Raw genomic sequence first — 24,451 nt, forward strand, 5'->3', positions numbered from 1 at the left:
CCAACCGTGGTGTGCTCACAGTGGCTTTCATGGTGGTGTTGTTCACCTTCATTGTGATTGGCGCCATCGGTGTTCCAGCCCACGAGTACGTCAGAGGATTTATAGGAGGAACTCCGTACCAAAGCATTTGGTATATGAACGCCTACCTCATTCCCTGCGCGCTAATGCTGACGTTAGTAGGCAACCTTCGCCAACGCTACGGGGGTAGAAACTTGGCCATCATTGGCCCAGCAATCTTTAGTCTGAGCCTAATCGGTGCTGCACTTACAGAAGATAGTCGCCTGTTTATCATCCTACGTATCGTTCAAGGATTAAGTGCAGCAGTCTGCGCAGCTGTAGGAGGTGGATGGCTGAATGGTGGAATCGGACCGAAACACAGTAAATTAGGGAAGGGATTATTTGTCCTTGTTTTTGCCTTTGGCGCAACAGCAGGCATCGCAATTTCAGCCTATACAACGTGGTATTTAAGCTGGCGCGTTGTCTATGGCTTCTCAGGGATACTACTTGGAGCAGCTTGGTTGCTCATCTTGCTTTATTTGCCACATACCCCGAGTGATTCATCCGTCAAAATTGACTGGCCAACGTTTGGACTAATCTGTAGCGGTTTTGGGTTATTTAGCTTTTCCTTGGCTTGGGGTAACCAACATGAATGGTTTCAAAGTCCGTTTTACTGCATTCAACTTGGGTTATCGATCGTAAGCATCATACTTTTCTTCATTCGGCTCTCTAGCGCGCCTCCACTGCTCAACCCCAAGGTCTTTCAAGATATCAATTTCTGCATCAGCACAGCCAACCTAACTCTCATTCTATTTGCCGTCTTTCTTGTCTTCAACATCGTTCCTACTTTTATGATCGAAGTGGTTGGAAACACTGTAGGAAGTTATGCTGGACCATTTGCCTGGTTTAGCTTTGCCAGTGTTGCAACAATCTTCTTATTTGCCCCTGGGCTAAATCCCTATGCAATCGGACACACTATTACACAAAGAAAAATCTTTTCGAGCGCTGGGGTTTTTGGCTTTGGACTAACAGCCCTGTGGATGGCACAAACCAATGCTTTCCAAAGCAATGCAAATCTAACGGTACAATTAGTTGCTCTGGGAATCAGCTTTGGTCTCATCCTGAATGAACTCCTTATGTGTTTTGCAACAATGCCAGCAGAACTAACAACCACGGCAAGTGCCGTCAATTTCTTCGGAACTAATATTGCCAAATCCTTATCGGGAGGCCTCAGCGGGGCTATCAGCACAGCATCTAGCCAAGGCAGCTGGGAACGTTTTCGGATTGAAGTTGGAGCCAGCCAAGAAGCCATTACCAGCTTTCGAGAACCTCTACAAAATCATCTTCAAGAAGGAATTAAAGCGGAATCATGGTCACAGGCATCACTACATATCATTAATCATGCGATCTCACAACAGGCAGAGGTTATTACTTATATCAATACAGCTACCTTGACCGGCTTCCTTCTCCTGGCCTTCGGTTTACTCCCGTTTCTACACCGTGAAGGTAAAGCAGGCAGAGAAGCTCGCAAAAGTTAGGACAAAAAACAATGCAAAAATTCCATCCATCATTTTTCCTGACCAACAGAGGTGTACTAACAGGAGCATTCATGGCGATGCTGTTTTGTTACGCGATCGCAGGGGCCATTGGCGTTCCTGCCCACAATTACGCAAGAGGTTATTTAGGAGGAACGCCACATCATAGTCTTTGGTACATGAATGCATTCTTAATACCAATGTCATTGATAATGATATTCGTTGGAAATTTAACTAAAAAGTTCGGCAGAAAAACAATGGCAACCTATGGACCAGTCGTTTTTATTATCGGGCTTGTCGGAGCTGCAATAGCTACAGATAGCCTGGCTTTAATCATCTCTCGAATTGTGCAAGGAGCTGGCGCAGCAGTTTGTGGCGGCTTAGCAGGAGGATTTCTAAATGGTGGAATTGGGAAACAGCAAAGTGACATTGGGAAAGGACTTTTTGTCGTTACATTTGCATTTTCTGCAACGATTGGTGTTGCTTATGGAGGAGCAATATCTTGGTACTTCAGTTGGCGTATCATTTACGCGAGCTTGGCGCTGATTCAATTCATATCTTGGTTTCTTATTTTTCGATATCTTCCAAAAGACCAGGGTGACGAAAACGCATCACTAGACTGGATAACATTCATACTATGCAGTGCTGGATTCGGCACATTTAGCATTTCTTTGATCTACGGCAATCAGCATGAATGGTTCCAAAGCAAGACGTATATTTTATTATTAGCAATCTCAATTATTGGTCTTATCCTATTTTTTATTCGCTTCAGCAGCTCACCGCCCCTACTCAACCCAAAGGTTTTCTCTGACATTAATTTTGTCATCAGTAGCATCAATATTTCGGTCATCCTTTTTTCGGTATATCTGATCTTTGCAATTGTTCCCGAATTCATGATTAGCGTGACCCACAACACAATTGCTACTTATTCAGGGCCATTTTTCCTGTTTTCAGCAGCATCAACAATCACAATCTATATCTTTGCTCCAGGTATTAACACTCACTACCTTGCGAGAACAGTTAAGTCGAGACGAGTCATGTCAAGCCTAGGGGTTATTGGATTCGGCCTAACTTCCTTATGGATGGCACAGACATCATCTGCACAATCCAATCAAACCATCACAATTCAATTAATCCTACTTGGAATATCTTTTGGCTTTTTCTTTCATGAATTCTTGATGGCTTTTGCCACGATCCCAGCCGAACTTGCAACAACAGCCAGCTCAATTACCTTGTTTGGTGGCAACCTAGCAAAAGTTTTTGGTGGTGCCCTAAGTGGTGGCATTGACACCGTATCTACTCAAGGGAGCTGGGAAAGATTTCGCAGCCACATTAATCAAACAAGTATCGGACTTGAGAAGTTTCAAGCCCCTCTGAACAATCAAATGATCGAAGGAATACATGCTCATAACTGGAATCAAGCATCACTTGATATGATCAACCACTCTCTTTCTCACCAAGCAGCAGTTGTGTCTTACATCAACCAGGCAACCCTCACAGGCTGTCTTCTAATCTGCTTTGGAGCACTTCCTTTTTTACATAGAGAGCGACAAGACAAAGCATAAATTCACGTTATAGTAATTAGGTCCTCATCAATTAATTACACCTAGGGGCACCCAAAATCAAGCTATGACTGAGCAGGACGCGATGGACAACAAAAATCGTAAGCTCATTTTAACCGGTGGAATCCTCGGCGGAATCACAACGCTTGGATTAACAGGCTTTTTCGTTTATGGGCATTACTATCCAAACACTCCAGACGCATATGTTCATGCATATACCGTCACAGTCGCACCCTATGTCGCTGGTTATATAAAAAACATCCATATTCAACCTAATCAATTTATCAAAAAAGGAGAGCTTATATATGAGATTGTTCCTGATTCCTTTCAGGTAATTGTTGATCAAAAAACAAGCAAACTTGAAGCCAGTAAGAAAAACTTAAAAAGCATGCATCAAGAGCTTCAAAAAGCAAAAGACGATCTCAAAAGTAAAAAGGCTTCTCGTTGGCTAGTTGGTTTAAACCAAAAACGCTATGCCTTCCTTTTGGAGAAAGATGTCGTTTCCCTTGAAAAAGAACAAGAGCTCCAAGCTTCCACCATTGAAGCAGATGCAGATGTCACTCGAGCCACAGCAGAGATACGAAGAATTTCGCAAAAGCTTCTCGAGCAGGAATCACTAATTGATGCAAATTCAAGCGAATTAGGAACTGCAAAGATTAACTTCAATTACGCAAAATATCATGCCCCTTTTGATGGTTTCATCAGCAACAAATTCACGATCAGAACAGGGCAGTATGTAAAACCTGGGCAAGCTCTCTTCCAAATCGTCGACAACAGTCAATGGTGGGTTGATGCGAACTACAAAGAATCACAAATTCATCGAATACGTCCTGGCATGAAAGCATCGATCAAGCTTGATATGTACCCAGGCAAGAAATTCGAAGGGACTGTTATTAATATTAGCTCAGGTAGTGGAGCCTATTACTCCCTTCTCCCACCTCAGAATGCCACTGGTAATTGGGTGAAAGTGCCACAACGTTTCCCTGTGCGCATCGAAATAAAGCAATCATCAAATCATCCACTTCGAGCAGGATCTACGGCTCACAGCACGATCAATACGATGCAAGCTGTAAAAAGCAATAGTTCGATGCAGAAAGTTACTTCTCCGGATCAGTAGACTCAAACCAGTGTGGGACTGAATAATATGTTGCTTCATTACTAATATTTTCTCTCGCTTCTACTTTCCAACAACAGGTTCGGCCAAGATCACGTTCATTCAGGAGTTCATTGGCCCAGTTCCACAATAATTGTGCCGTATTTTCCATTCCCACATTTTTCATCACGCGAAGATCGATGGCTCCCTGCTCATGCAGAGAACGCCACTGTTCAAGCAAGGGATCATCATCATTGACCAAAAAAGTGTGATCAAACTGATCTCTCAACTGTTTCTCTAAGGGACGCAAACTTGAGAAATCCACCACAAAGCCACATGCATCAAGCTCCTTAGCGGCAAACCAAAAGGTGAAGCTTCGGCTGTAGCCATGGACGAAATGACAATGTCCTTCGTGTTGCCACTGCCTATGACAGCAGGGATACCCCTCGAAATGCTTGCTGCAGGTGAAGCCGGCGGGAGGCAGAAACATCAGCTCAAAAGAGGGAGCACACTGCGGGAGAATTGACCTTGTCTACATCTAAATGCACCGAGGCCCGATGCCAGCCGCTGATATCGCCTTCATTGACGAACTCCGCTTCAATGAGAAGGGGCTCATCCCTGCGATCGCTCAAGACTGGCTTGATGGTGCCATCCTCATGCAGGCCTGGATGAATCGTGCGGCACTAGAACTCACACTGAGCACCGGTGAAGTGCACTACTGGAGTCGGTCTCGACAAGAGATGTGGCATAAGGGAGCAACCAGCGGTCACATTCAACGTCTCAAGGGCTTTCGCTACGACTGCGACGCTGATGTATTGCTTCTCACGATCGAACAAACCGGCGATGTGGCGTGTCACACAGGAGCACGCAGCTGTTTCTATGACGATGGTCCAGTTCCTAGCCAAGGAGGACACGAGGCATTACCCCCACCAGCCGATGCTTGCACCGAATTGATGCGCGTGATTGAAGATCGCCGCAACTGCCCAGACGAAGGGAGTTACACCAACCGATTGCTTGAAGGGGGTGACAATCGAATTCTCAAAAAAATCGGTGAAGAAAGCGCAGAATTCGTAATGGCATGCAAAGACAACAACGCCAACGAAATCGCAGGTGAAGCTGCTGATTTAATTTTTCACCTCCAAGTGGCTCTAGCCCATCACAACGTCAGCTGGCGAGACGTCCAAGCTGTTCTCGCCAGTCGACGTGGAGCGCCCAGGCGTTCCTAAGGCCTTGCAGGCGCAGGCAAAGGCAGTCCAAATCGAGTGGGCTGCCGTCGCATCCACTCCAGAGTGAGCTGATCACGGGGCGACAGCTTCAACACCGGGGACGCTCCTTGGACAGGTGCCATCGCATCATTCGGCGCCAAGCTATGGGCCCATAGTCCGAACGCATGTCCTAACTCATGAAGCGCTGTGGCCTGTTGAGATTCCGATCTCAACTCAGGTGACACCATCACGGTGACTTGGGGCTCAAGACGCCACACCCCCTGCCGTTGTACCTCCAACACCTGAAGGACGCTTCTGCCATTGCTCGCTCGCCATCCATCAGCCAGACGTCGCCGGGGCGGCCTGCGACGTTCCACTCGGACATGAGCCCGCTCAGGGTCGTCAACCCGGATGATCGGCAAAACAGCAGACCACTCATCAAGAGCACGATCTACAGCGCCGAACCATCGTCTTTCCCAGCGATTGGGCTCAGTGCTTTCAGCTGGCTGAACCCAGACGCACCAGCGCTGCAGCACAGGGAATCCAGATGAGCTAATCGCCAATCTGGAGCCGTACCCTGGCGCATTGGTCAGATCACTAGCTCGCAACGAGTCGGTCCTGATCTGCTGAGCCTGGACTGGGGGACAGGGGTCAACTTGCATGCTTCAAATCACGATGCCGGTAGTCCGACACCACGCGCCATCAGCGTTGCCAACAAGGGCACCAGGGCAAAACCCGCCAATTCAATGTTGACAATCCAGCCGAGGCGGTTAGCCAGGGATTCAGACACTTTGGGGAGTTCTCCCTTACGCAAAGGAATCGCCCAGAGGATGTAAGTCACTGTTGGGTACAACGACAAAGCACCAACTGATAGGTATAAACCAACCTTCCACCAGAACAAGGGGTTCGTCGTGTAGAAATCGCTGCCTTGCCCGAAATACAACACACGAAAAATGCCACTCACCAACAGGGCCAAAGCGGCGATCCCGTAAATAATGTCAGTGATCACCATGGCCGTGGCTGCCCGTCGATCGGGATCTGGACGCAATAAGCGCCGCTCCACCACGAGAGCGGCGAAACAAAGCATGAAACTGAGGTAGTGCACATAGGCCACACCAGCGCTTTTGGCGATTTCTGGAGTCAGCAAAGTGGCCAGCTGCATAACAAATGATTCAGTGGGGCTGACCGTAGCTGCTGGCTTGCCACTCGCGCTGGAGTCAGGACCACCTGAAGGCCTCTAGTCAACGCGCAACAAAAAGCAATTATGGAGCAACAATGAATAACGAAATAAAAACGAATTAAGGAATAAATACAAATTCCGCAGTCTTTATTACGCCATCTGAATAGAAAGACTTTGGTCCTAAGTTCAAGAAAAGCAGGAGTCACAGATGGTGAGTTCTCTGAGTGCTTATCTCGGCGAAATCGGAAGGCATCAACTGTTGACGCCTGAGCAGGAGTTAACCCTGGGCCGCAAGGTGCAGGCCATGGCAGCTCTCACTGAGCGCTGCACAATCGCCGGCGGCGAAGGGGATGCGTGCATTTACAACGATGAGGAGAAGCGCACAATCAAGCGCGGGGAAAAGGCAAAAAATCAGATGATTACGGCTAATTTAAGATTGGTTGTTAATCTTTCAAAACGTTATCAAGGTAAGGGGCTTGACCTTCTTGACCTTATCCAAGAGGGCACCCTTGGACTAAGTAGAGCCGTTGAAAAATATGATCCAACTCGAGGCCACCGTTTTTCTACCTACGCCTATTGGTGGATTCGTCAAGGCTTAAACCGCGCCCTTTCTACGCAAAGTAGAACAATTCGCATCCCTGTCAATGTCAATGAAAAATTGACGAGGTTACGCGCTGCTAAAGCGCGTCTCATGCAAAGCAATGGACTTGCTCCTTCCGCGGAACTGTTAGCTGAAAGCATGCAGTTGCCGATCAGCGAAGTCGAGGACTTGTTGGGCTGTGAACTTCGCAGTGTCACCGTGAGCCTTCAGGGTGTTGTGAAGTCGAAATCCGATCCATCCGAATTGGTGGATGTGCTGCCAAGCGACGAAATCCCACCAATGGAGCGCGCTGAAATCGCAGAGCGCTCTGACTCCGCCTGGAAACTGCTCGACAATTCAAACCTGACTCCCAAAGAGAGAACCATCGTCATGCTGCGATTTGGACTTGACGGAAGTCACGAGTGGCGCACGCTTGCAGAAGTCGCCCGACAGATGAATTGCAGTAGAGAATATTGCCGTCAGGTCGTGCAAAGGGCTTTACGCAAACTGCGTAAAACAAGTATCCAACATGGCTTGGTGGAACCCGCCCACTAAGAGTTCAGAGAATTAAGTAACAGCGAGGGTGTCTTGACTTTTCAACGCTGCATCGTTCTCCTTCATGACTGATGGCTCTTCTTGTAACGATTCTGTTTTTGAGGCTGACGTTATAGAAAGCTCCGTCATTGATGAGGGAGCGTTTCAACGGTTGCTCAAACGCGCGGGAAGAACGATTGCTGCACCGGCCCTTGAAGCCCTTGAGATGGTGATGGATCAGGCCACTCCTCCTCAAGCCAGACTCACCATGCTGGCAGCGCTCACCTACCTGCTCATACCGACCGATCTCATTCCCGACTTTCTTCCTGTCGCGGGGTTCAGCGATGACCTTGTTGCGTTGACAGCTGTGATCGGTTTATGCAGCAAACACATCACTCCAGACATCCGTCTACGGGCACAACGCAGACTGGATCGATGGTTCCCCCTCTGACGCTCATGAATCCCTGGTCTCCAGACGTTGAGGAAGAGCTGGCTCTCGTTCTGAAGGATTGGCTGAAACAGCAGGGTCGAACCCAAGCCGATCTTCGCCGTAGCCTTCGAGCAACCTCAACTCGCATGCCCGCTCTGATGGAAGTGCTTGAAAGAGAGCATCGCCTCGGAGGGCTACCCCGTCTCGCTGCGAAGCTCTGCAGCATCGAAGCCGATTGGATCAATAACGCCCCAGCGCATGCCAACGCCTCCGCAGCAGACTTAACGACAGACACGGATCCATTTGGCCAACTCGATCTCCTTCTGCGCGAAATCCGCGACGATCGCGGCAACTGAATGCAATCACAGGCAAAGTGGTTTGAGATGCCTTCCTGCCTTGCGTTTATCCGCTTCCCTCGTCTTCAGCGTCGGACTCATGGCTGGTGCTGCTCTCTGTGTTGTTGCGCCTCAGATCGCGCAGGCTCAAACAGAAACATGGCTGCTTGGTCCCAACAGCCGTTCAGGGCCAGGCAGCACTGTGGTGCCAACTGATTGCGTAACGGGAGACGACGGTTCGATCACCTGTAATACCAAGATCGAAAACCCAGCAGGTACCACCCCTGCCAAGCCTTACTACAACCCATTCACCAACTGATCAGCCGTGCCTCAGGCCCGTCGCAAGCGTCGATCCTTCCTGCTGCTCGTCGACTCCGCAGAGCAACAAGTTGCCAAGCTGCTCACAGTCATCACAGCTGTGGTGATTGTGGCGGCCCTGATCCAACTCAGCATTCGCGTCAGCCTTGCGCTGATTTACACCGATCGCAATTCGTATTGGCTCGGAGATGGACTGATCAAAATTCTTGGAGATCTCCTAACCGTCCTGATTGCCCTTGAAGTCCTTCAGAACGTCACGAGCTACCTCAGGAAACATGTCATCCAGATTGAACTCGTTCTGGTCACAGCTTTAACAGCTGTTGCCCGAAAAGTGATTGTTTTACCCGCAGGGTCTGAAAACAAACCGCAACTGCTCATTGGTCTTGGTATCGCGTCGATTGCCCTTGCCGGCTCCTACTGGCTCGTCAAACGCTCAACCCCTCTTGATTCAGCGACAAGACAGGAGGACTGGAGTTCACAGACCAATAGAGAGCGAGCCATAACGTCCCAGGGTGCGGATCTGTCCTCACCAGACGGTGGCGACGATGGGCTGGAATCAAGAGCTGATCACCCACACTGAGATCGAAACATTCCTCGGGATCCTTGAATTGCAATCTGGCACTGCCACGCATCAGAGTCAGCCACTCGTTTTCAGCCTGGTCGTACCAGAACCCTTCAGGGCTGGAAGCCGCGCATGACTCGATCCGCATCAAGCGCCAATCAGGACCTTGGCAAAGCATCCGCTCGTGCTCCTCGCCATCATCTAAATCCTGACTATGAAACAGATTGTCAAACGGCCTATCAATCGTTTCCCCCTCTCCATCACCCCACCGTCGAGCGATCTCAAACCCCCAGGAACGGGCAAGTTGCACAACTGAGTTGTGATCGTCACAAGCGGCGAGCTGCTCACGTCGCTCAGGATGCTCGTGAAGGGACTGAACCAAGCCATTCAGATGATTCACCTTTTGCAGGAATCGCTGAAGATCCTTTTCGGCCAAGGGGAATGTCCATCAATTCTCTAATCCTGCCAACAATCGAGACAAGCATCAGCACGACGCCGAACAAGGAAGCAAACTATTGCTCTACCACCCTCTGTGAGCATGATTCGACTCCTCTCATCAATCCTGCTTGCCGTAATGCTCTTGTGGCCTTCAACTGCACTTGCCGTTGAGTCTGGAGCCTCGTTGTTTCAAAACAATTGCGCGAGTTGCCACCCCAATGGCGAAAACATTATTCGTCGAGGACGCACTCTCAAGATCAAAGCGTTAAAAAAGCGTGGACTCGATAGCAGTGAGGCCATCGCGCAAGTCGCCCGAGCAGGAATCGGACAAATGAGTGGTTACGCCGAAACCCTCGGTGAGGGTGGTGATGTGATTGTGGGTGAATGGGTTTGGCAACAAGCTCAAAAGGCCTGGACCCAGGGATAAACATCAAGCTGTGTCCAGATCCCTTCACGCCAGTACACGTCTTGTTCAAGTAGGGCACAAACGCTTGCTTTGCTGTCTGATTCAAAAATCGCAAACACGTGCGTACTGCCTTCTGTAGGGCCCAGCGTGATCAATGTTCCCTGTTCTTTAAGCGCACGCAGTCCAGCAAGATGCTCATCTCGAAAAGGCTCACGCTTTTGAAGTGCGCCATCGCAATATGTTCCCCAAAGAACAAAACGTGCCACTTGCCCGTCCCCTTTAAGTATTTTGTTGACAATAGAATGGCATCTTCTCGTTGCACAAACGACTTGTATTCATTGAATCGTTATTGACGATCAGCCTAAGGAACCTTCGATTCGATGCCTTTGCAGCAACGGCATCGATCAGCTAGCCAAATCATCCAGCAGCATTCCTAAGTTGCCGACAAAACTCTCCAGCTTCTAGAGCAGCGTTCCCGGGCGAAGCAGCGGCAATTCGTTTAACCAAAGCACTACCAACAATTGCACCATCAGCCCCCCACTGTTTCACTTGCAAAACTTGGTCAGGCCCAGAAATCCCAAACCCAACAGCCACCGGACGGCTGTTACACGCTTTCAAATCGCTGACCAATGTCGCTACGCGATCCTGGAGCTTGACGCGCTCGCCGGTCACACCGGTCACACTCACCAAATAAGTGAAACCACGACTGGATTCAGCAATCCTCTGCATCCGATTTTGCGGTGTTGTTGGTGCAACGAGTAAGACCAAATCCAATCCAAACGATGCAGCTAAGGGAGACAATCTCTCTGCTTCCTCTAAAGGAAGATCAGGCACCACTAAGCCTGCCGCACCAGCAGCAGATGCTTCCGCAAAGAAGCGCTCCGGTCCACGATTGAGAAGAGGGTTCGTGTATGTGAACAGAATCACGGGCATGGTGAGCTGATCTTTCAAGCCAGCCAACATCTCGATCACTTTCGCTGGCGTGGTCTTTTGCGCCAAGGCCCGAAAGGCAGCAGCCTGAATCACAGGCCCATCCGCTAATGGATCCGTATAGGGGATGCCAAGCTCCACAATGTCAGCGCCATTGGCTTGAAGGCTCAGGAGCACTTCAGCCGTCGCGCTCAAATCTGGATCCCCTGCCATCAGAAATGGCATCAATGCCATGCGTTGTTCCTGAGCCGTTCGGGAGAAAACCGCTTCAATCCTGGAAAGTTGTTCCGTCACAGAAAGCAGAGGGTCTGATTAACGGAGCCTACGGTTCTGTGGTCTGTTCCGATTCAGACTCATCCAAATTGAGAGATGCGAGCAGGGCTTGCTGCTCATCCGGACTCAAAGCATCAAAACGAGCCTGAAGCTGATCGGTTGTGAGTTGGTCGTACTCCTTTCGGTAGCGGCGACGCTGTTGCATGTACGTCATCTGCCCCGTCACCACCCTGAAGAGGTAGGAGCCTGTCCAGACCACGACAATCACCACTAACACGGCCTCAGCAGCGATTCCTGCTGACAACCCCTCAAACCCTGCGGCCTTAAATAGCCAAAATCCAACACCCCCAGCGAGTAAGAGACCTAAACCAAGCTTGAGAACACCGGCACGCGTCAAAGACTTAAACCTCCCCTTGACCGCTGAGGCGGAGATTGAGGAATGGTGCGAACACAATCATTCCTGGAAAGAAGAAAAACACCAGCCCATACACAGAGAAGCGCTCAATCTTCCCCATGACATGCCAGCGCCGATTCATCCAAAAGAAGAGTGCAAGTGGCATCACGACTAGGTAGAGGCCACCCAAAGCCGCATAGCCACCGATCACAAGCAGCGTGTCTGACGAGACCGAAGACAGGAGATTATCGATGGACACAGAAGACGACCTGGTTGGGGTGAATCTAAGATGTCGGAGCGAGCCTGCATGGCACGCGGGGGCGTGGCGGAATCGGTAGACGCACGCGACTTAAAATCGTTTGGGCAGAAATGTCTGTGGGGGTTCAAGTCCCCCCGCCCCCATCAGTCAAGACGCGGTCGTAACAGATCACACATCTAGTTTTAAGAGCAGAAGACAGAGGGAGCCCCTCTGGACCCATTCGGTCAAAACGTCGAACGTGTTGCAGATCCCTTAAGCCAGACCCATCAAGTCAACAGACCAAGCCAGAGACTCACCGGCATGAAAGAAGACAGGCGCCTCTTCAGAGTCGAATGCTTCGAAACCACCTTGAGGAAGAGTGAGCTGCTGGGGCACAATCTGCGGCTGACGCACCAATGCAATGGTGTCGGTGTTTAGGGGCAAGCCGTAGAAGCGCGGACCGAATTCACTCGCAAAAGCTTCTAAACGATCCAGTGCACCCTCCTGTTCAAACACAGCGGCATAGCTCTCCATGGCATGCATAGCATTGAAAATCCCGGCACAACCGCAGGCTGACTCCTTACCCGATCGGGGATGGGGGGCTGAATCCGTCCCTAGGAAAAAGCAAGGAAGGCCGCTCGTCGCCGCCTTTACCAGGGCGCGACGATGACATTCTCTCTTGACGACTGGAAGACAATAAAAATCACTTTTCAAGCCACCCACAAACATCGCGTTGCGATTGAGATGGAGGTGATGGGGCGTGATTGTGGCCGCCAAACGCTGGTCTCCATTGGCGACGTAATCCACGGCTTGCTCTGTGGTGATGTGCTCTAAAACAATCCGCAATCCAGGGTGACGCTCACGCAAAGGGATGAGATGCCGTTCGATAAAAACTGCCTCCCGATCAAACACATCCACATCTGGATCGGTGACCTCTCCATGAATGAGCAAGGGCATATCGATCGCCTCCATCCTTTCCAGCAAAGGCGCAATCAACACCAGATCGCTTACCCCAGCTGCTGAATTGGTCGTGGCATTGGCTGGGTAAAGCTTCGCTGCTGCAAACACCCCCTCAACAAAACCTCGCTCCAACTCGCTGGGGTCAAGATCATCCGTCAGGTACGCAGTCATCAATGGCGTAAACATCACACCGTGGTTCAGCGCATCCACAATCCTCTGGCGGTAGCCACGCGCAGCTTCCACAGTTGTGATGGGTGGTCGCAAGTTCGGCATCACCACCGCCCTTCCAAAGACCCTGGCCGTTGCAAACAGCACCGCTTCCAACATGGGCCCATCTCGGAGATGGACATGCCAGTCATCCGGACGACGCATGACCAGACGATCTGAGGCCATCTAAGAGGAGAGCTCCTGTAGCTGAGGCAATTGATTGACGGCATGCAACAACACCTCATAGCGATTTGCGCTGACATGGTGTTCTGGGAGGAGATCGAGAAGCTTGAGCTTTTCTAAGCGCTTGCGCGTCGCCCCAGGGAGTACAACCACATACACCAAACGGCCCACTTCAATGGCTTCTTTGATTGCATTTTCAAGTGCTAGGGATGCTGTGACACCCAGGTGAGAAACCTCACTTAGGTCAAACAACACAGCCTCACATTCTTCAATCGCGTTGTGCTCTCGATTGATCGTTTTGGCAACACCAAAAATCATTGGACCGGTGAGCTGGAAGAGCAGTAATCGACCGGAAGCCCGATCAAGAAGTTCCTGCTCATCAGGTGGAAGAATCACATCATCATCAGTGGTGCTAATCGTCTTAACGCCCTTGGACTGAAGAGCAGTCATCCGCTCAATCGTTAGAACATTGGCAACAAACACACCAATAAAAACTGCCCAAATCAGATCAACAAGTACCGTGAGGCCAATCACTCCGTAAGTAATACAAGCTGCCTTCATCGATAAATGGTGCGCTCGCCTCAAAAAGCTCCAATCGATAATGTCAAAACCAACCTTCAGGGCAATACCTGCAAGCACCGCCAGGGGAATGCGCGAAGCCAACGGTGCTGCCACCAAAATTACAAGCATCAAAATGATGGCTCTCACAATTCCCGAAAGAGCAGAACGGCCGCCCGCCTGAATATTGACAACCGTTCCCATCGTGGCGCCAGCGCCTGGCAAGCCACCAAAAAGACCAGACACCAAATTTCCCAAACCCTGACCGATTAATTCTTTATTGGAATCATGTTCTGTCCTAGTCAGACTATCTGCCACAACAGAAGTAAGCAGAGCATCTATGCAACCGAGCATTCCTAATACAGCTCCATTTACCACCATTAATCGAAGCAAATCTGGAGTAATTGCTGAAAAAGCAGGAGGCTGAAAACTAGGAAAAGCAGCTGAAAACTCAGGGATTCGACTTAATCCCACATTCGCAAATACTGTAATTGAAAGGAATGTTCCCACAACAAGAGCGAGAAGCTGGGGAGGACAAAAACGCTTCCAATTTTCAGGGGTAAACCAAAGGATTAGCAGGGTAATTAGCGCTAATAAAAACTCCAGTGGTTGTGCACCAGAAATCAATTGAGGCAGGCTGGTTAGCGTCCCAATCACACCACCGGTTGGACTGCTCTGACCTAAAAATGGGGCCAACTGAAGAATGACCAGAATCACACCAATGCCAGACATAAAGCCTGAAATCACGGTGTAAGGCATCATCGTGATGTATCTGCCTAATCGACACAACCCAAAGAGGATTTGGAAAAGGCCTGCGAGCATCACCACCATGAAAGCCAGAGCTAACGCTGTGGCTCGGTCTGGGATTTGGCTGGTGAAATTGAGAATCACCGCAGTGAACACCACCGTCATCGGACCAGTGGGCTCAGAGATCAGCGTGGATGTCCCGCCAAACAGTGCCGCCACCAGGCCAATAATCACGGCACCCCAGAGGCCTGCTGCCGCACCCGCACCAGAAGCAACTCCAAAAGCCAATGCCATCGGAAGGGCAACCACAGCTGCCGTCAGCCCACCAAAGGCATCACCTCGGAGGTTGCGGGAGCTGATGTAATTCAGGAGCACCAGGGTCTCTTCTTAGAAGTTGGATAATACTAAGTCTCTTCCCCTTTGCAGCCGTCGAGGCCAGCAGGGAAGATAGTTTCTGATGAAGCAAGGAGTCGATGCCTGACTTTCTGATCTCTACCCTCGAGCTCTTGGTGGGAATCGGACTGCTCTTCGGAGGGGGAGAATTATTCGTACAAGGTGCGGTGATTCTTGCCGTCATCCTCGGCGTCCCTCAGCTGGTCATTGGCCTGACAGTGGTTTCGCTTGGAACGAGCGCGCCAGAATTTTTCGTCAGTATCAGTTCAGTGATGCAAGGGGCTGATGCGCTCGCCGTCAGCAACGTGGTGGGAAGCAACATTTTCAATGTGTTGGTCGTGCTCGGCTGCAGCGCCCTAGTTCTTCCTCTGAGAGTCGAAAGCCGCTTAGTGAGAAGGGATGTCCCCCTTCTGCTCGCCGTGTCGGCTGCTGCTTGGGGGATGGCATCTGCGGGACGTGTGACCTGGCAATCAGGCGTTGCTCTGTTGCTAGCCCTTGTCATTAACACCGTCTGGGAGATCCGAACCGCACGGGAGGAACCAGAGGAGATGGAGCCTGCCGAACCGGAGATTGACTTGGGAACCGCCAAGCAGGGATGGATCAAAGCAATGGTTCGACTTGTGGTGGGCATCGTTGTTCTTGTCTTCGGCTCCCAACTTCTGGTCAAAGGAGCCAGCGCGGTTGCCTTAAGCCTCGGTGTCAGTGAGGCCGTGATCGGGCTCACCATCGTGTCGGCTGGCACCTCCATGCCTGAATTGATTACCTCTCTGGTTGCCGCATTGCGAGGGAGAACCGATCTCGCCATCGGCAATGTGGTGGGTAGCTGTCTCTTAAATCTTCTACTGGTCCTTGCTGGAGGTGCCCTAGCTGCAGGAGCAAGGGGTCTGAATGTCACTCCAGATTTAATTCATGACGACATGCCCGTGATGATTCTGACAAGCCTGGCTTGCCTACCAATCTTCTGGACCAAAGGACGAATCAGCAGACTTGAAGGGGGCTTACTGGTTGGCCTCTACGTCCTTTACATCACTGACAACGTTCTTCCCCGCACAGCGCTGTCTTCATGGTCAGACGAATTTCGCCTCATCATGCTTTGCGTTGTACTGCCTGCTGTTGTCGTGCTCATCACGGTGCAGGCAGCTCGCTATTGGAGACAGCTCAAACGAGAGGGCGCATAACGTTCAACAAGTGCTTCTGCTTCTCTTCCGTTATGGAGGGATGACTGCGGAGCAAAAGCTATCCATGCTTAAAGAGCACGATCGGCATGCCGATGATTGGGCTGCTGCTCCCCCCGCTCAACGACAAGAATCTCCCCTGGCTGGATGTCATCCATCCAATCGTGGTTCATTTCGTGATTGCCATGGCGCTGATCACGGTGGTCTTTGACCTGATTGGAGTGCTCACACGGCAGCGCAACCTGTTTGAGGTGAGCTTCTGGAACTTGTTGGTGGCGACCGTGGCCATCTTTGTGGCCATCATCTTTGGGCAGATTGAAGCGGGCTTAGCCACTCCTTATGGAGCTTCAAGAGACATTTTGAATTACCACAGCACGCTTGGCTGGTCGCTCGCCGCGATTCTCAGCCTCCTGACGGGGTGGCGATACGTCGCAAGACAAAAAGACCCCACCGTGCTGCCGCGAGGATTTCTGATTATTGACGCCGTTCTTGCAGTGCTGGTGTTCTGCCAGGTTTACCTAGGCGACAAACTCGTTTGGGTATACGGCCTCCATACGGTCCCGGTGGTGGAAGCAGTCCGTAGTGGAGCACTGTCATGAATGTAATCAGCACGATTCTCTCGCCGGTAAATGAAATTGCGGACCAGCTTGGGGCGAATAATCTCCCTTACTCAATCCCGATCCATCCCAATTTGGTGCACTTCACCATTGGCCTGTTTGCCATCGGGATTGCCTTTGATTTTGCCGGAGCCTTTTACCCCCTAGAGAAACGAGTTTTTCGTTTCCTGGCACTACCCGCAACACGAAGCGGTTTTCACGATGTTGGCTGGTACAACGTTCTCGCTTGCAGCGTGATCACCTTTTTCACTGTTGCAGCTGGCTTTTACGAAATGCTCTTGGCCGTTCCACTGCCAGGAATTCGCAGCATCATCGGCCAAAATGCAATCGACACCATGTTGTGGCACGCGATCGGAGGGGTCGCACTGCTGCTCATCATTGTGGTGATGACCATCTGGCGGGGATTTCAGAGATTTTTATGGCGTAAAGATTACGGTCGCCAGGTGAGCTGGCTCTATCTGGGATGCGGAGCCGTAGTGCTCCTGGCCATGGGCGTGCATGGAAGCCTTGGCGCCTGGCTTGCGAGTGAATTTGGTGTTCATATCACAGCCGATCAGCTGCTTGCTTCAGGGACGGACCTAAGACAAGTGTTGCCATGACATCCACAACCCCTAAACCAAAGAAAGGTCTATCGCTCAGGTTGATACTTATCTTGCTCAGTCTTGTGGGACTGAATCTGCTTGCCAGTCTTCAAATTGCACAATGGTCATTTTCGTGGCTACCTGTGGCTGCCTCTACGGCAGCTCCCTATGTTGATGGGCTCTTCTCCCTAGAAGTAGGGATAGGTGCGTTTCTATTCAACGGTTGCGTCGGCTTCATCTTGTGGTCGGTCATTGCGAATCGTGCGGAGAAATATGATGAGAGCGATGGACTTCCAATCGAAGGAAACACCAAGCTCGAAATTATCTGGACTGTCATTCCATTCATCATCGTGATGGCTCTAGCCATCTACTCCATTGATGTGAATGGAAAACTCGACACACTGGGACCTAAGAATAAATACGACATGGCTGTTAATCAGTCAGCAAAAACGGTTGCCAGTCTCGATGGACTGAGCGAGGTAGGTCCGATCGAAGTAATTTCAAGGCAATGGAATTGGGAATTCGTCTATCCAAATGGTGTACGAAGTTCGGAATTGCATTTACCAATTAATCAACGCGCAAATTTCTTACTCACATCAAAAGATGTAATCCACAGTTTCTACATCCCAGCATTCCGGCTCAAGCAAGACATCATTCCGGGAAGCGTCATTTCTTACAGCATCACCCCAACGAGAGAAGGCCGCTATCGCCTTCGTGATGCCCACTTCAGCGGTGCTTACTTCTCTGACAATCAAACCCATGTCATCGTCCAATCCAAAGACGATTACTCAAATTGGCTTCAATCCACAAATGAGAAACCACTGGTTCCTGGATTGAGTCCGGGAACAGTTCAATACCAAAAAAGGCTCTCCAAAGGAAACAAAGGTTGGGCAACAGTTCCACCTGCACCACCTCCGATGGTCAACGATCCCGGCAACCCTGACGATCCCCACGAAGCCTGACACGAATGACTAGTACCAAATACGATCCACGCATCCTTAAAACACAACATCCGGTTCCAGGAGCACCAGACAACTGGAAGAGATTTTTCACATTCAACACCGATGCCAAAGTGATCGGAATCCAGTACATGTGCCTAGCTCTGATCTTCCTTCTCATAGGTGGATTATTAGCCATGGTGATGCGCGGAGAATTGATTACACCTCCCGCCGATTTAGTGGACCCCTCTGTTTACAACGGGCTCTACACCATGCATGGAACAATCATGCTGTTTCTCTTTCTATTTCCCGTCCTGAATGGATTCAACAATTTGTTGATTCCAACCATGATCGGCGCACCCGACATGGCCTTCCCAAAACTGAATGCAGCAGCATTTTGGTTGGTGCCAGTGTTTGCCATCGTTCTTTTGGCCAGCTTTTTTGTACCCGGTGGCCCTGCGTCCTCAGGATGGTGGTCCTACCCGCCTGTGAGCATCCAGAACCCCTTAGGCCATTTCATTAACGGTCAATTTCTATGGATCCTCGCCGTCGCTTTATCCGGTGTTTCATCGATTATGGGAGCGGTTAATTTCGTTACCACAATCATTCGCATGCGAGCTCCTGGGATGGGCTATTTCCGGATGCCCGTTTTCATCTGGACCGCATGGGCTGCTCAAACGCTGCAACTGATTGGACTCCCCGCATTAACAGGTGGAGCCATCATGCTGCTATTTGATCTCAGCTTTGGAACGAGCTTCTTCCGTCCAGAAGGAGGCGGTGATCCCGTTCTCTATCAACACTTTTTCTGGTTCTATTCACATCCAGCAGTTTATGTGATGGTGCTTCCCGTTTTCGGTATTTTTTCGGAAGTGATTACGGTTTATTCGCGCAAACCCCTCTTCGGCTACAAATTTGTTGCCCTTGCTTCATTTATCATCACTTTCTTGGGGCTCATTGTTTGGGTTCACCATATGTTCTATTCCGGAACACCACAGTGGATGCGAAATCTTTTCATGGTGACCACCATGTTGATTGCTGTTCCCACTGGGGTTAAAGTCTTTGCCTGGTTGGGAACTCTATGGGGAGGAAAAATACGGCTCAGTACACCCATGCTATTTGTGCTTGGCGGACTTATAAATTTCATCTTTGGAGGGATTACTGGGGTCATGCTTGGCACCGCACCCATTGACATCCACGTAGGCAATACTTATTTCGTAGTCGCTCATTTCCACTACATCATTTTCAATACCATTGGCTTTGGTATTTTCGCAGGAATTTACCACTGGTTTCCTAAATTTACGGGACGCATGTATTACGAAGGGCTGGGCAAAGTTCACTTTGTATTGACATTTATTGGCGCCACACTGAATTGGTTGCCCTTGCATTGGGCAGGATTACTGGGCATGCCAAGACGAGTGGCTTCTTATGACCCGGAATTTGCCATCTGGAACGTGATTGCAAGCATTGGGGCATTCATGCTGGGCGTGGCCTCCATTCCCTTCATTCTCAACATTGTGAGCTCCTGGGCCAGAGGACCGAAAGCACCTGCCAATCCCTGGAATGCTATTGGCTTGGAGTGGTTGTTACCTTCCCCTCCTCCAGCCGAAAACTTCGAAGACGATGTCCCAACCGTTATCAGCGAACCCTACGGCTATGGCTTGGGCAAACCCTTAGTCGAAGACCAAGACTTCTACGTCCATCGCTCTATGGAGGCCTGAAGCAATGACCACAACCAATCCCGACTTACCGCTCAATCACCAACCCGGTCACATCAAGCACGATGGGCACAACCTCACAGGTTTTATCATTTTCTTATGTTCAGAAAGTATTATTTTTCTAGCCTTTTTTATTGGCTTTGCGCTTTTAAAAACCACCGCTCCAGAGTGGCTTCCTGAAGGTGTTGAGGGGCTAGAAACACGCATGCCTTTGATCAACACAATCGTGCTGGTCAGTTCAAGCTTTGTAGCCTATTTTGCAGAACGCTATTTGCATCAGAAAAACCTTTGGGGCTTTCGAGCCTTGTGGCTTCTCACGATGGCCATGGGAGCATACTTTGTCTATGGACAATATGTGGAATGGTCCGAACTTCAATTCGGCCTTAGCAGTGGAGTCTTTGGTGGTACATTTTTTCTTTTAACAGGATTTCACGGCCTGCATGTCATCACAGGCATTCTGTTAATGGGGTTGATGCTGATTCGATCTTTCAGGCCAAATAATTATGAGAAGGGGGATATGGGCGTCACATCAGTAAGTCTTTTCTGGCATTTTGTTGATGTTATTTGGATCATTCTTTACCTTTTGATTTACGTCTGGCAACGCACGACCTGATCCATCCGAGTTTTCAGATCTGATCTGCCCTCAATCTTTCCATCATGATCATCGACGACAGCCATTACGACGTGATCATCATCGGCAGTGGTGCCGGTGGTGGAACCCTTGCCGGTGCCCTGAGCCGAAAGGGTCACTCGGTGCTGATGCTTGAGCGAGGAGAGGCCATGGCTCTCGAAGATCAAAATGTGGCCGATGTGGATCTATTCCGGAAAGATCGTTACCACCCAAAAAATGAGCGCTGGTTTGGGCCTGACGGTGATCCATTCGCACCACAAACCACCTACTCCCTCGGCGGCAACACAAAAATCTGGGGTGCAGTGCTGGAACGCATGCGCGAACAGGATTTTGATGAAGTCCCCCTTCAAGAAGGGGTTTCACCGTCCTGGCCCATCAACTACAACCAGCTCTCTCCTTATTACTCAGCAGCTGAAAAGTTGTACCGAGTGCATGGTCGCTCAGGAATCGACCCCACTGAACCAACACGCTCTTCCCCTTTTGAGCATGAGCCAAAACCACTGGTTCCTTTTCTTGAGCCCCTGCGAGAAGCGCTCAAACGCCATGGATGTCAGCCCTATGACCTACCTCTGAGCTGGTCCAACAGCCAGGAAGATCCAAGTGGAGATTCTCAGCTGTATGGCATCGACAATGCCGATCCTTCCAAACTGGAAATCCGAACGCAAGCCGCAGTGAAGCGTTTGCACTTAAATCCTCTCGGCAGCTGCGTAAAGGGGGTGGAAGTTGACGTAGCCGGTGAAGCATGGCTGTTCAAGGCGGATCTCATCGTGCTGGCCGCAGGAGCCATCAACTCTCCGGCCATCCTGCTGCGATCGCATTCCAACCATCACCCCCGAGGCCTCAGTAATGGGTCCGACCAGGTCGGTCGCAACCTGATGAATCTGCAACTCACCTCCATCCTGCAGCTCGCAACCGAACGCAACGACGGACGCTATGCCCGATCGCTTGGAATCAATGACTATTACTGGGGAGACAAAAACGTCTCGTTCCCGCTGGGCCACATTCAAGCCGCAGGAGGTGTCTTGCAGGACGCCCTATTTGCAGAGTCACCGCCAGTGCTGTCCCTTGTCACCAAAATGATTCCTGATTTTGGACTGGAGCGACTGGCGTCCCGATCGGTGGCTTGGTGGGCCATGTCTGAGGTTTTGCCCGACACCCACAACAAAGTGTGGCTAAGTAACGATCAGATCCGCATCAACTACATCCATAACAATCGCGAAGCCCATGATCGACTGGTCTATCGCTGGATTGACACCCTCAAAGCGATCGAAGCCGACCCACTGACTCGGGTGGTGAGTACCGCACCAACCCACCCAAGGGGCGAAGCACCCTTAAGCGTTGTGGGCTATGCATGCGGCACCTGTTGCATGGGCACCGATCCAGCGGCCTCTGTCGTCGACCCATCAGGGAAGTGCCATGAACTCGACAATCTTTATATCGCCGACTCAAGTGTGTTTCCTAGCTGTCCCAGCGTGGGGCCGGGTCTGACCACCATCGCCTTAGCCCTGCGATTAGCCGACACTCTCAGCCAGCGCATGACCTGACCCAAAACAAGGCCTCAGGGGATCAAGCCATCGTCACAAACTCCTCTGAAACCGTCGGGTGCAAGGCCATCGTGCGATCGAAATCGGCCTTGGTCGCCCCCATTCCCACGGCGATAGCAGCCATCTGGATAATTTCTGCCGCATGCTCACCAACCATGTGACATCCGAGCACCTTCCCGCTGCTCACTTCCAAGACCAGCTTCAACAAGCAACGGGGACCGTGTTGAGGCAACGCCTGAGCCATGGAGCGAAAACGCGCGCGATGAACCACAACCTGATCCGCACCAAGCTTGGCAATCGCTGCCTCCTCTGATAATCCCACTGTGGCTAGCTCCGGCTGACTGAACACAGCACTTGCCACCAAGTTGTGATTGACCTGCCGAGGAGTGCTTCCAAACACACTGTCTGCAAAAGCACGCCCCTCATCCACCGCGACAGGGGTCAAGCAAATGCGATCCGTCACATCTCCTACGGCAAAAATATGGGGGAGGTTGGTGACTTGATCGGCATCAACTGGGATTCGATGCCCCTCGACATCCACGCCAGCAGCGTCGAGACCCAGGCCTGAAAGGAATGGTTGACGCCCCGTCGCCAACAGGACCCCACCACACGGCAGCCGATCACCGCTCTTGGTCACGACAGTCAAATCGTTTGATTGACCCTCAATCGCAGCAAGGCCTTGTCCAAAGCGCAGGTCGATGCCTTTCTCCTGCATGCCCTCCTGCACAACTCCTGATAGTTCGCTGTCAAACCCACGCAAAAGCTGTTCGCCACGCACCAATTGGGTCACCGCAACACCAAGGCCTCGCAGGATGCCAGCAAATTCACAAGCAATAAACCCAGCTCCCACCACTACAACCTGGTTTGGGAATCGCTGCTGCAAAAACATGTCATCGCTGACCCAAGCCAGCTCGGCCCCTGGAATGTTCGGCCGAAAAGGGCGCCCACCCACTGCAATCATCACCCGCTTGGCCTGCAGCACCTGATCGATCTCGCCCTCGCGCGCCCTAGACACACCAATGCGATGCGGGTCAAGAAAACGGCCCCAACCTGTGATCAACTCCACTCCAGCTTTGGCCAAAAAATCGATATGAAGTGCATTGAGGCGATCCACCTCGTGACGCACATTGCGCAAAAGCACAGACGTATCAAACGTTGCCCCCGCAACACTCACGCCATAACTCGACGCACCCTCGAGTTGTTCGGAGAGAAGAGAGCCGTACACCAACAGCTTTTTCGGCACGCAACCACGAATGACACAGGTACCGCCAACGCGATCTCCTTCAACAATCGCCACCTTGGCTCCATAACGGGCAGCACGTTTGGCAGCAGCTAAGCCTCCAGACCCAGCACCGAGAACCACAAGATCAAAGATTTGTTCCATGGGGTTCACTGTTTTCTCACATTTTGCCCGCTGCCTTCGATGCACGAGTACACCAACAATCAGAGCCAAGTCAGCTCAGGAGTGATCAGCGAGTCAATTCACAACTCAACCTCGGCATAGTGGATGGATGCAGCGTTGAGGCCTGCCCTCTGCATCTTCCTGATTACGCCCCAATACCTGATCACAACAAAGGGCTCAAGCTTTTTGAGGTGGCCGTTGCTGACCTTCAGCCCACACAGATGTGTGTGGGGATGGCTGAGGTATGGAACCGGCAACGTGATTTCCGTGAGGAAAGTCCCGAAGAACGTCGCCGGTATCTCAATCGCAAGCCAGTGCCATTGGTACGCAATCAGCTTGGACACCTTTGGATGGTGGATCGACATCACCGCCTCCGAGCCTTGCTCGAACTGGTTCCAACGATTACGACTTACGGCTACGTGATCGACGACCTAACCACTAGCACCAGGGAGGAGGCTCTCCAGGCTCTACACAACAAGGGTTGGCTCTATCTTCAAGACGGCAGAGGCAATGGCCCGTGGCCAGCGAAAGACCTGCCCGCCACATTGCTTGGCCTTCAGGATGATCCTTACCGCAGCCTTGTTTGGAAACTGAAGCAGGAGGGAGTAATCAAGCCACAGCCCTTGATTCCTTATCACGAGTTTCGTTGGGGCCTCTGGTTGCGAACGAGGCCCATGCCTCCCTTTAGCTCAAAACATTTGGATCCAGCCCTACCTGCAGCGCGCAGGCTGGCTCGCTCATCAGCGGCATCCCACTTGGCAGGTTGGAAAGGCAGTGATGCCTCATGATT

Annotated in this window: 28 protein-coding genes, 1 tRNA gene and 1 pseudogene; 19 read left to right on the top strand and 11 right to left on the bottom strand. The window is 50.9% G+C overall.

The annotated features are described in order from the left end of the window. Positions 1–29: 29 nt before the first annotated feature. The 3 genes from SynSYN20_RS09695 (at position 30) to SynSYN20_RS09705 (ending at position 4,211) form a co-directional block, all read left to right on the top strand. On the top strand, positions 30–1,535 hold the full coding sequence (locus SynSYN20_RS09695) for an MFS transporter (RefSeq protein WP_186523336.1): 1,506 nt from the start codon (positions 30–32) through the stop codon (positions 1,533–1,535). A 71-nt stretch (positions 1,536–1,606) separates the two neighbouring features. Then, positions 1,607–3,097, top strand: a complete 1,491-nt coding sequence (locus SynSYN20_RS09700) for an MFS transporter (RefSeq protein WP_186523338.1) — start codon at positions 1,607–1,609, stop codon at positions 3,095–3,097. Between the two features lie 64 nt (positions 3,098–3,161). Then, a complete protein-coding gene (locus tag SynSYN20_RS09705) occupies positions 3,162–4,211 on the top strand; it encodes an HlyD family secretion protein (RefSeq protein WP_186523339.1) in 1,050 nt (349 codons plus the stop codon). Here the strand turns inward: SynSYN20_RS09705 and SynSYN20_RS09710 are convergent. Further along, entirely contained in the window at positions 4,192–4,677 is a 486-nt protein-coding gene (locus SynSYN20_RS09710; protein WP_186523340.1) for a 6-carboxytetrahydropterin synthase, read from the bottom strand. The genes SynSYN20_RS09705 and SynSYN20_RS09710 overlap by 20 nt on opposite strands. Positions 4,678–4,744: 67 nt before the next feature. On the opposite strand from SynSYN20_RS09710, the gene hisIE reads away from it, so the two are divergent. Beyond that, on the top strand, positions 4,745–5,413 hold the full coding sequence (hisIE, locus tag SynSYN20_RS09715; RefSeq protein ID WP_186523344.1) for a bifunctional phosphoribosyl-AMP cyclohydrolase/phosphoribosyl-ATP diphosphatase HisIE: 669 nt from the start codon (positions 4,745–4,747) through the stop codon (positions 5,411–5,413). Here hisIE and SynSYN20_RS09720 read toward each other — a convergent pair. Together SynSYN20_RS09720 and SynSYN20_RS09725 are read right to left on the bottom strand one after the other, a co-directional pair. Then, a complete protein-coding gene (locus tag SynSYN20_RS09720; protein ID WP_186523346.1) occupies positions 5,410–6,054 on the bottom strand; it encodes a peptidase in 645 nt (214 codons plus the stop codon). The two genes, hisIE and SynSYN20_RS09720, sit on opposite strands and share 4 nt — an antisense overlap. An 8-nt stretch (positions 6,055–6,062) precedes the next feature. Next, on the bottom strand, positions 6,063–6,554 hold the full coding sequence (locus tag SynSYN20_RS09725) for a DUF2214 family protein (RefSeq protein WP_186523347.1): 492 nt from the start codon (positions 6,552–6,554) through the stop codon (positions 6,063–6,065). Between the two features lie 226 nt (positions 6,555–6,780). Here SynSYN20_RS09725 and SynSYN20_RS09730 point away from each other — a divergent pair, with 226 nt between their 5' ends. The 5 genes from SynSYN20_RS09730 to SynSYN20_RS09750 all read left to right on the top strand — a co-directional run bounded on the left by SynSYN20_RS09730 (position 6,781) and on the right by SynSYN20_RS09750 (position 9,349). Then, positions 6,781–7,707 (top strand): sigma-70 family RNA polymerase sigma factor, encoded by a 927-nt coding sequence (locus SynSYN20_RS09730; RefSeq protein WP_186523348.1) that lies wholly within the window; start codon positions 6,781–6,783, stop codon positions 7,705–7,707. Between the two features lie 64 nt (positions 7,708–7,771). Beyond that, the gene (locus SynSYN20_RS09735) at positions 7,772–8,137 is read left to right on the top strand and encodes a YkvA family protein (protein WP_186523349.1); all 366 of its coding nucleotides are present in this window, start codon (positions 7,772–7,774) and stop codon (positions 8,135–8,137) included. 5 nt (positions 8,138–8,142) lie between these two features. After that, the gene (locus SynSYN20_RS09740; RefSeq protein WP_186525575.1) at positions 8,143–8,472 is read left to right on the top strand and encodes a hypothetical protein; all 330 of its coding nucleotides are present in this window, start codon (positions 8,143–8,145) and stop codon (positions 8,470–8,472) included. 40 nt (positions 8,473–8,512) lie between these two features. Beyond that, entirely contained in the window at positions 8,513–8,770 is a 258-nt protein-coding gene (locus SynSYN20_RS09745; RefSeq protein WP_186523350.1) for a hypothetical protein, read from the top strand. A gap of 6 nt (positions 8,771–8,776) precedes the next feature. After that, a complete protein-coding gene (locus tag SynSYN20_RS09750) occupies positions 8,777–9,349 on the top strand; it encodes a phosphate-starvation-inducible PsiE family protein (protein WP_255476236.1) in 573 nt (190 codons plus the stop codon). On the opposite strand, the pseudogene SynSYN20_RS09755 reads toward SynSYN20_RS09750, so the two are convergent. After that, positions 9,312–9,731 (bottom strand): annotated as a pseudogene (locus SynSYN20_RS09755) (Nif11 domain/cupin domain-containing protein); the annotation flags it as partial. The gene SynSYN20_RS09750 and the pseudogene SynSYN20_RS09755 overlap by 38 nt on opposite strands. Before the next feature lie 138 nt (positions 9,732–9,869). Here SynSYN20_RS09755 and SynSYN20_RS09760 point away from each other — a divergent pair. Beyond that, positions 9,870–10,196 carry a c-type cytochrome gene (locus tag SynSYN20_RS09760; RefSeq protein ID WP_186523352.1) on the top strand — a complete coding sequence of 109 codons (327 nt, stop codon included), beginning with the start codon at positions 9,870–9,872 and terminating at the stop codon, positions 10,194–10,196. On the opposite strand, the gene SynSYN20_RS09765 is transcribed toward SynSYN20_RS09760, so the two are convergent. From SynSYN20_RS09765 to SynSYN20_RS09780, 4 genes are all read right to left on the bottom strand, one after another. Next, on the bottom strand, positions 10,172–10,441 hold the full coding sequence (locus SynSYN20_RS09765; RefSeq protein WP_048346849.1) for a YciI family protein: 270 nt from the start codon (positions 10,439–10,441) through the stop codon (positions 10,172–10,174). The two genes, SynSYN20_RS09760 and SynSYN20_RS09765, sit on opposite strands and share 25 nt — an antisense overlap. A gap of 151 nt (positions 10,442–10,592) precedes the next feature. Then, positions 10,593–11,399, bottom strand: coding sequence for a tryptophan synthase subunit alpha (gene trpA, locus SynSYN20_RS09770; RefSeq protein WP_186523354.1), 807 nt, complete (start codon positions 11,397–11,399; stop codon positions 10,593–10,595). Positions 11,400–11,427: 28 nt separating this feature from the next. Further along, positions 11,428–11,775 carry a DUF3007 family protein gene (locus SynSYN20_RS09775; protein WP_186523356.1) on the bottom strand — a complete coding sequence of 116 codons (348 nt, stop codon included), beginning with the start codon at positions 11,773–11,775 and terminating at the stop codon, positions 11,428–11,430. 4 nt (positions 11,776–11,779) lie between these two features. Then, complete coding sequence (locus SynSYN20_RS09780; RefSeq protein WP_186523357.1) at positions 11,780–12,031, bottom strand: NAD(P)H-quinone oxidoreductase subunit L; 252 nt, start codon at positions 12,029–12,031, stop codon at positions 11,780–11,782. 57 nt (positions 12,032–12,088) lie between these two features. On the opposite strand from SynSYN20_RS09780, the gene SynSYN20_RS09785 reads away from it, so the two are divergent. Next, positions 12,089–12,174: transfer RNA gene (locus SynSYN20_RS09785), tRNA-Leu, on the top strand. A gap of 109 nt (positions 12,175–12,283) precedes the next feature. Here the strand turns inward: SynSYN20_RS09785 and pyrC are convergent. Then, positions 12,284–13,363, bottom strand: coding sequence for a dihydroorotase (pyrC, locus tag SynSYN20_RS09790; protein WP_186523358.1), 1,080 nt, complete (start codon positions 13,361–13,363; stop codon positions 12,284–12,286). Beyond that, positions 13,364–15,040: a SulP family inorganic anion transporter gene (locus tag SynSYN20_RS09795; protein ID WP_186523359.1), complete on the bottom strand. Its 1,677-nt coding sequence runs from the start codon at positions 15,038–15,040 to the stop codon at positions 13,364–13,366. 98 nt (positions 15,041–15,138) lie between these two features. On the opposite strand from SynSYN20_RS09795, the gene SynSYN20_RS09800 reads away from it, so the two are divergent. The 7 genes from SynSYN20_RS09800 (at position 15,139) to SynSYN20_RS09830 (ending at position 22,259) form a co-directional block, all read left to right on the top strand. Further along, positions 15,139–16,236: a calcium/sodium antiporter gene (locus tag SynSYN20_RS09800; protein WP_186523364.1), complete on the top strand. Its 1,098-nt coding sequence runs from the start codon at positions 15,139–15,141 to the stop codon at positions 16,234–16,236. An 86-nt stretch (positions 16,237–16,322) separates the two neighbouring features. Further along, positions 16,323–16,832 carry a DUF2231 domain-containing protein gene (locus SynSYN20_RS09805; RefSeq protein ID WP_186523366.1) on the top strand — a complete coding sequence of 170 codons (510 nt, stop codon included), beginning with the start codon at positions 16,323–16,325 and terminating at the stop codon, positions 16,830–16,832. Continuing rightward, a complete protein-coding gene (locus SynSYN20_RS09810) occupies positions 16,829–17,449 on the top strand; it encodes a DUF2231 domain-containing protein (protein WP_186523367.1) in 621 nt (206 codons plus the stop codon). Before SynSYN20_RS09805 ends, SynSYN20_RS09810 begins: the two co-directional genes overlap by 4 nt. Beyond that, positions 17,446–18,393 (top strand): cytochrome c oxidase subunit II, encoded by a 948-nt coding sequence (locus tag SynSYN20_RS09815; RefSeq protein WP_186523368.1) that lies wholly within the window; start codon positions 17,446–17,448, stop codon positions 18,391–18,393. The genes SynSYN20_RS09810 and SynSYN20_RS09815 overlap by 4 nt, the downstream gene beginning before the upstream one ends. A gap of 5 nt (positions 18,394–18,398) precedes the next feature. Beyond that, complete coding sequence (locus SynSYN20_RS09820; protein ID WP_186523369.1) at positions 18,399–20,087, top strand: cbb3-type cytochrome c oxidase subunit I; 1,689 nt, start codon at positions 18,399–18,401, stop codon at positions 20,085–20,087. A 4-nt stretch (positions 20,088–20,091) separates the two neighbouring features. Next, entirely contained in the window at positions 20,092–20,697 is a 606-nt protein-coding gene (locus SynSYN20_RS09825) for a heme-copper oxidase subunit III (RefSeq protein WP_186523370.1), read from the top strand. Between the two features lie 44 nt (positions 20,698–20,741). Next, the gene (locus SynSYN20_RS09830) at positions 20,742–22,259 is read left to right on the top strand and encodes a GMC oxidoreductase (RefSeq protein WP_186523371.1); all 1,518 of its coding nucleotides are present in this window, start codon (positions 20,742–20,744) and stop codon (positions 22,257–22,259) included. A 22-nt stretch (positions 22,260–22,281) separates the two neighbouring features. Here SynSYN20_RS09830 and gorA read toward each other — a convergent pair whose 3' ends face one another. After that, positions 22,282–23,643: a glutathione-disulfide reductase gene (gene gorA / locus SynSYN20_RS09835; protein WP_186523372.1), complete on the bottom strand. Its 1,362-nt coding sequence runs from the start codon at positions 23,641–23,643 to the stop codon at positions 22,282–22,284. A 119-nt stretch (positions 23,644–23,762) separates the two neighbouring features. On the opposite strand from gorA, the gene SynSYN20_RS09840 reads away from it, so the two are divergent. Then, positions 23,763–24,449, top strand: coding sequence for a ParB-like protein (locus SynSYN20_RS09840; protein WP_370586732.1), 687 nt, complete (start codon positions 23,763–23,765; stop codon positions 24,447–24,449). The last annotated feature ends 2 nt before the right edge of the window (positions 24,450–24,451 follow it).

The organism is Synechococcus sp. SYN20, from assembly GCF_014279555.1.
Taxonomy (GTDB): Bacteria; Cyanobacteriota; Cyanobacteriia; order PCC-6307; family Cyanobiaceae; genus Synechococcus_C.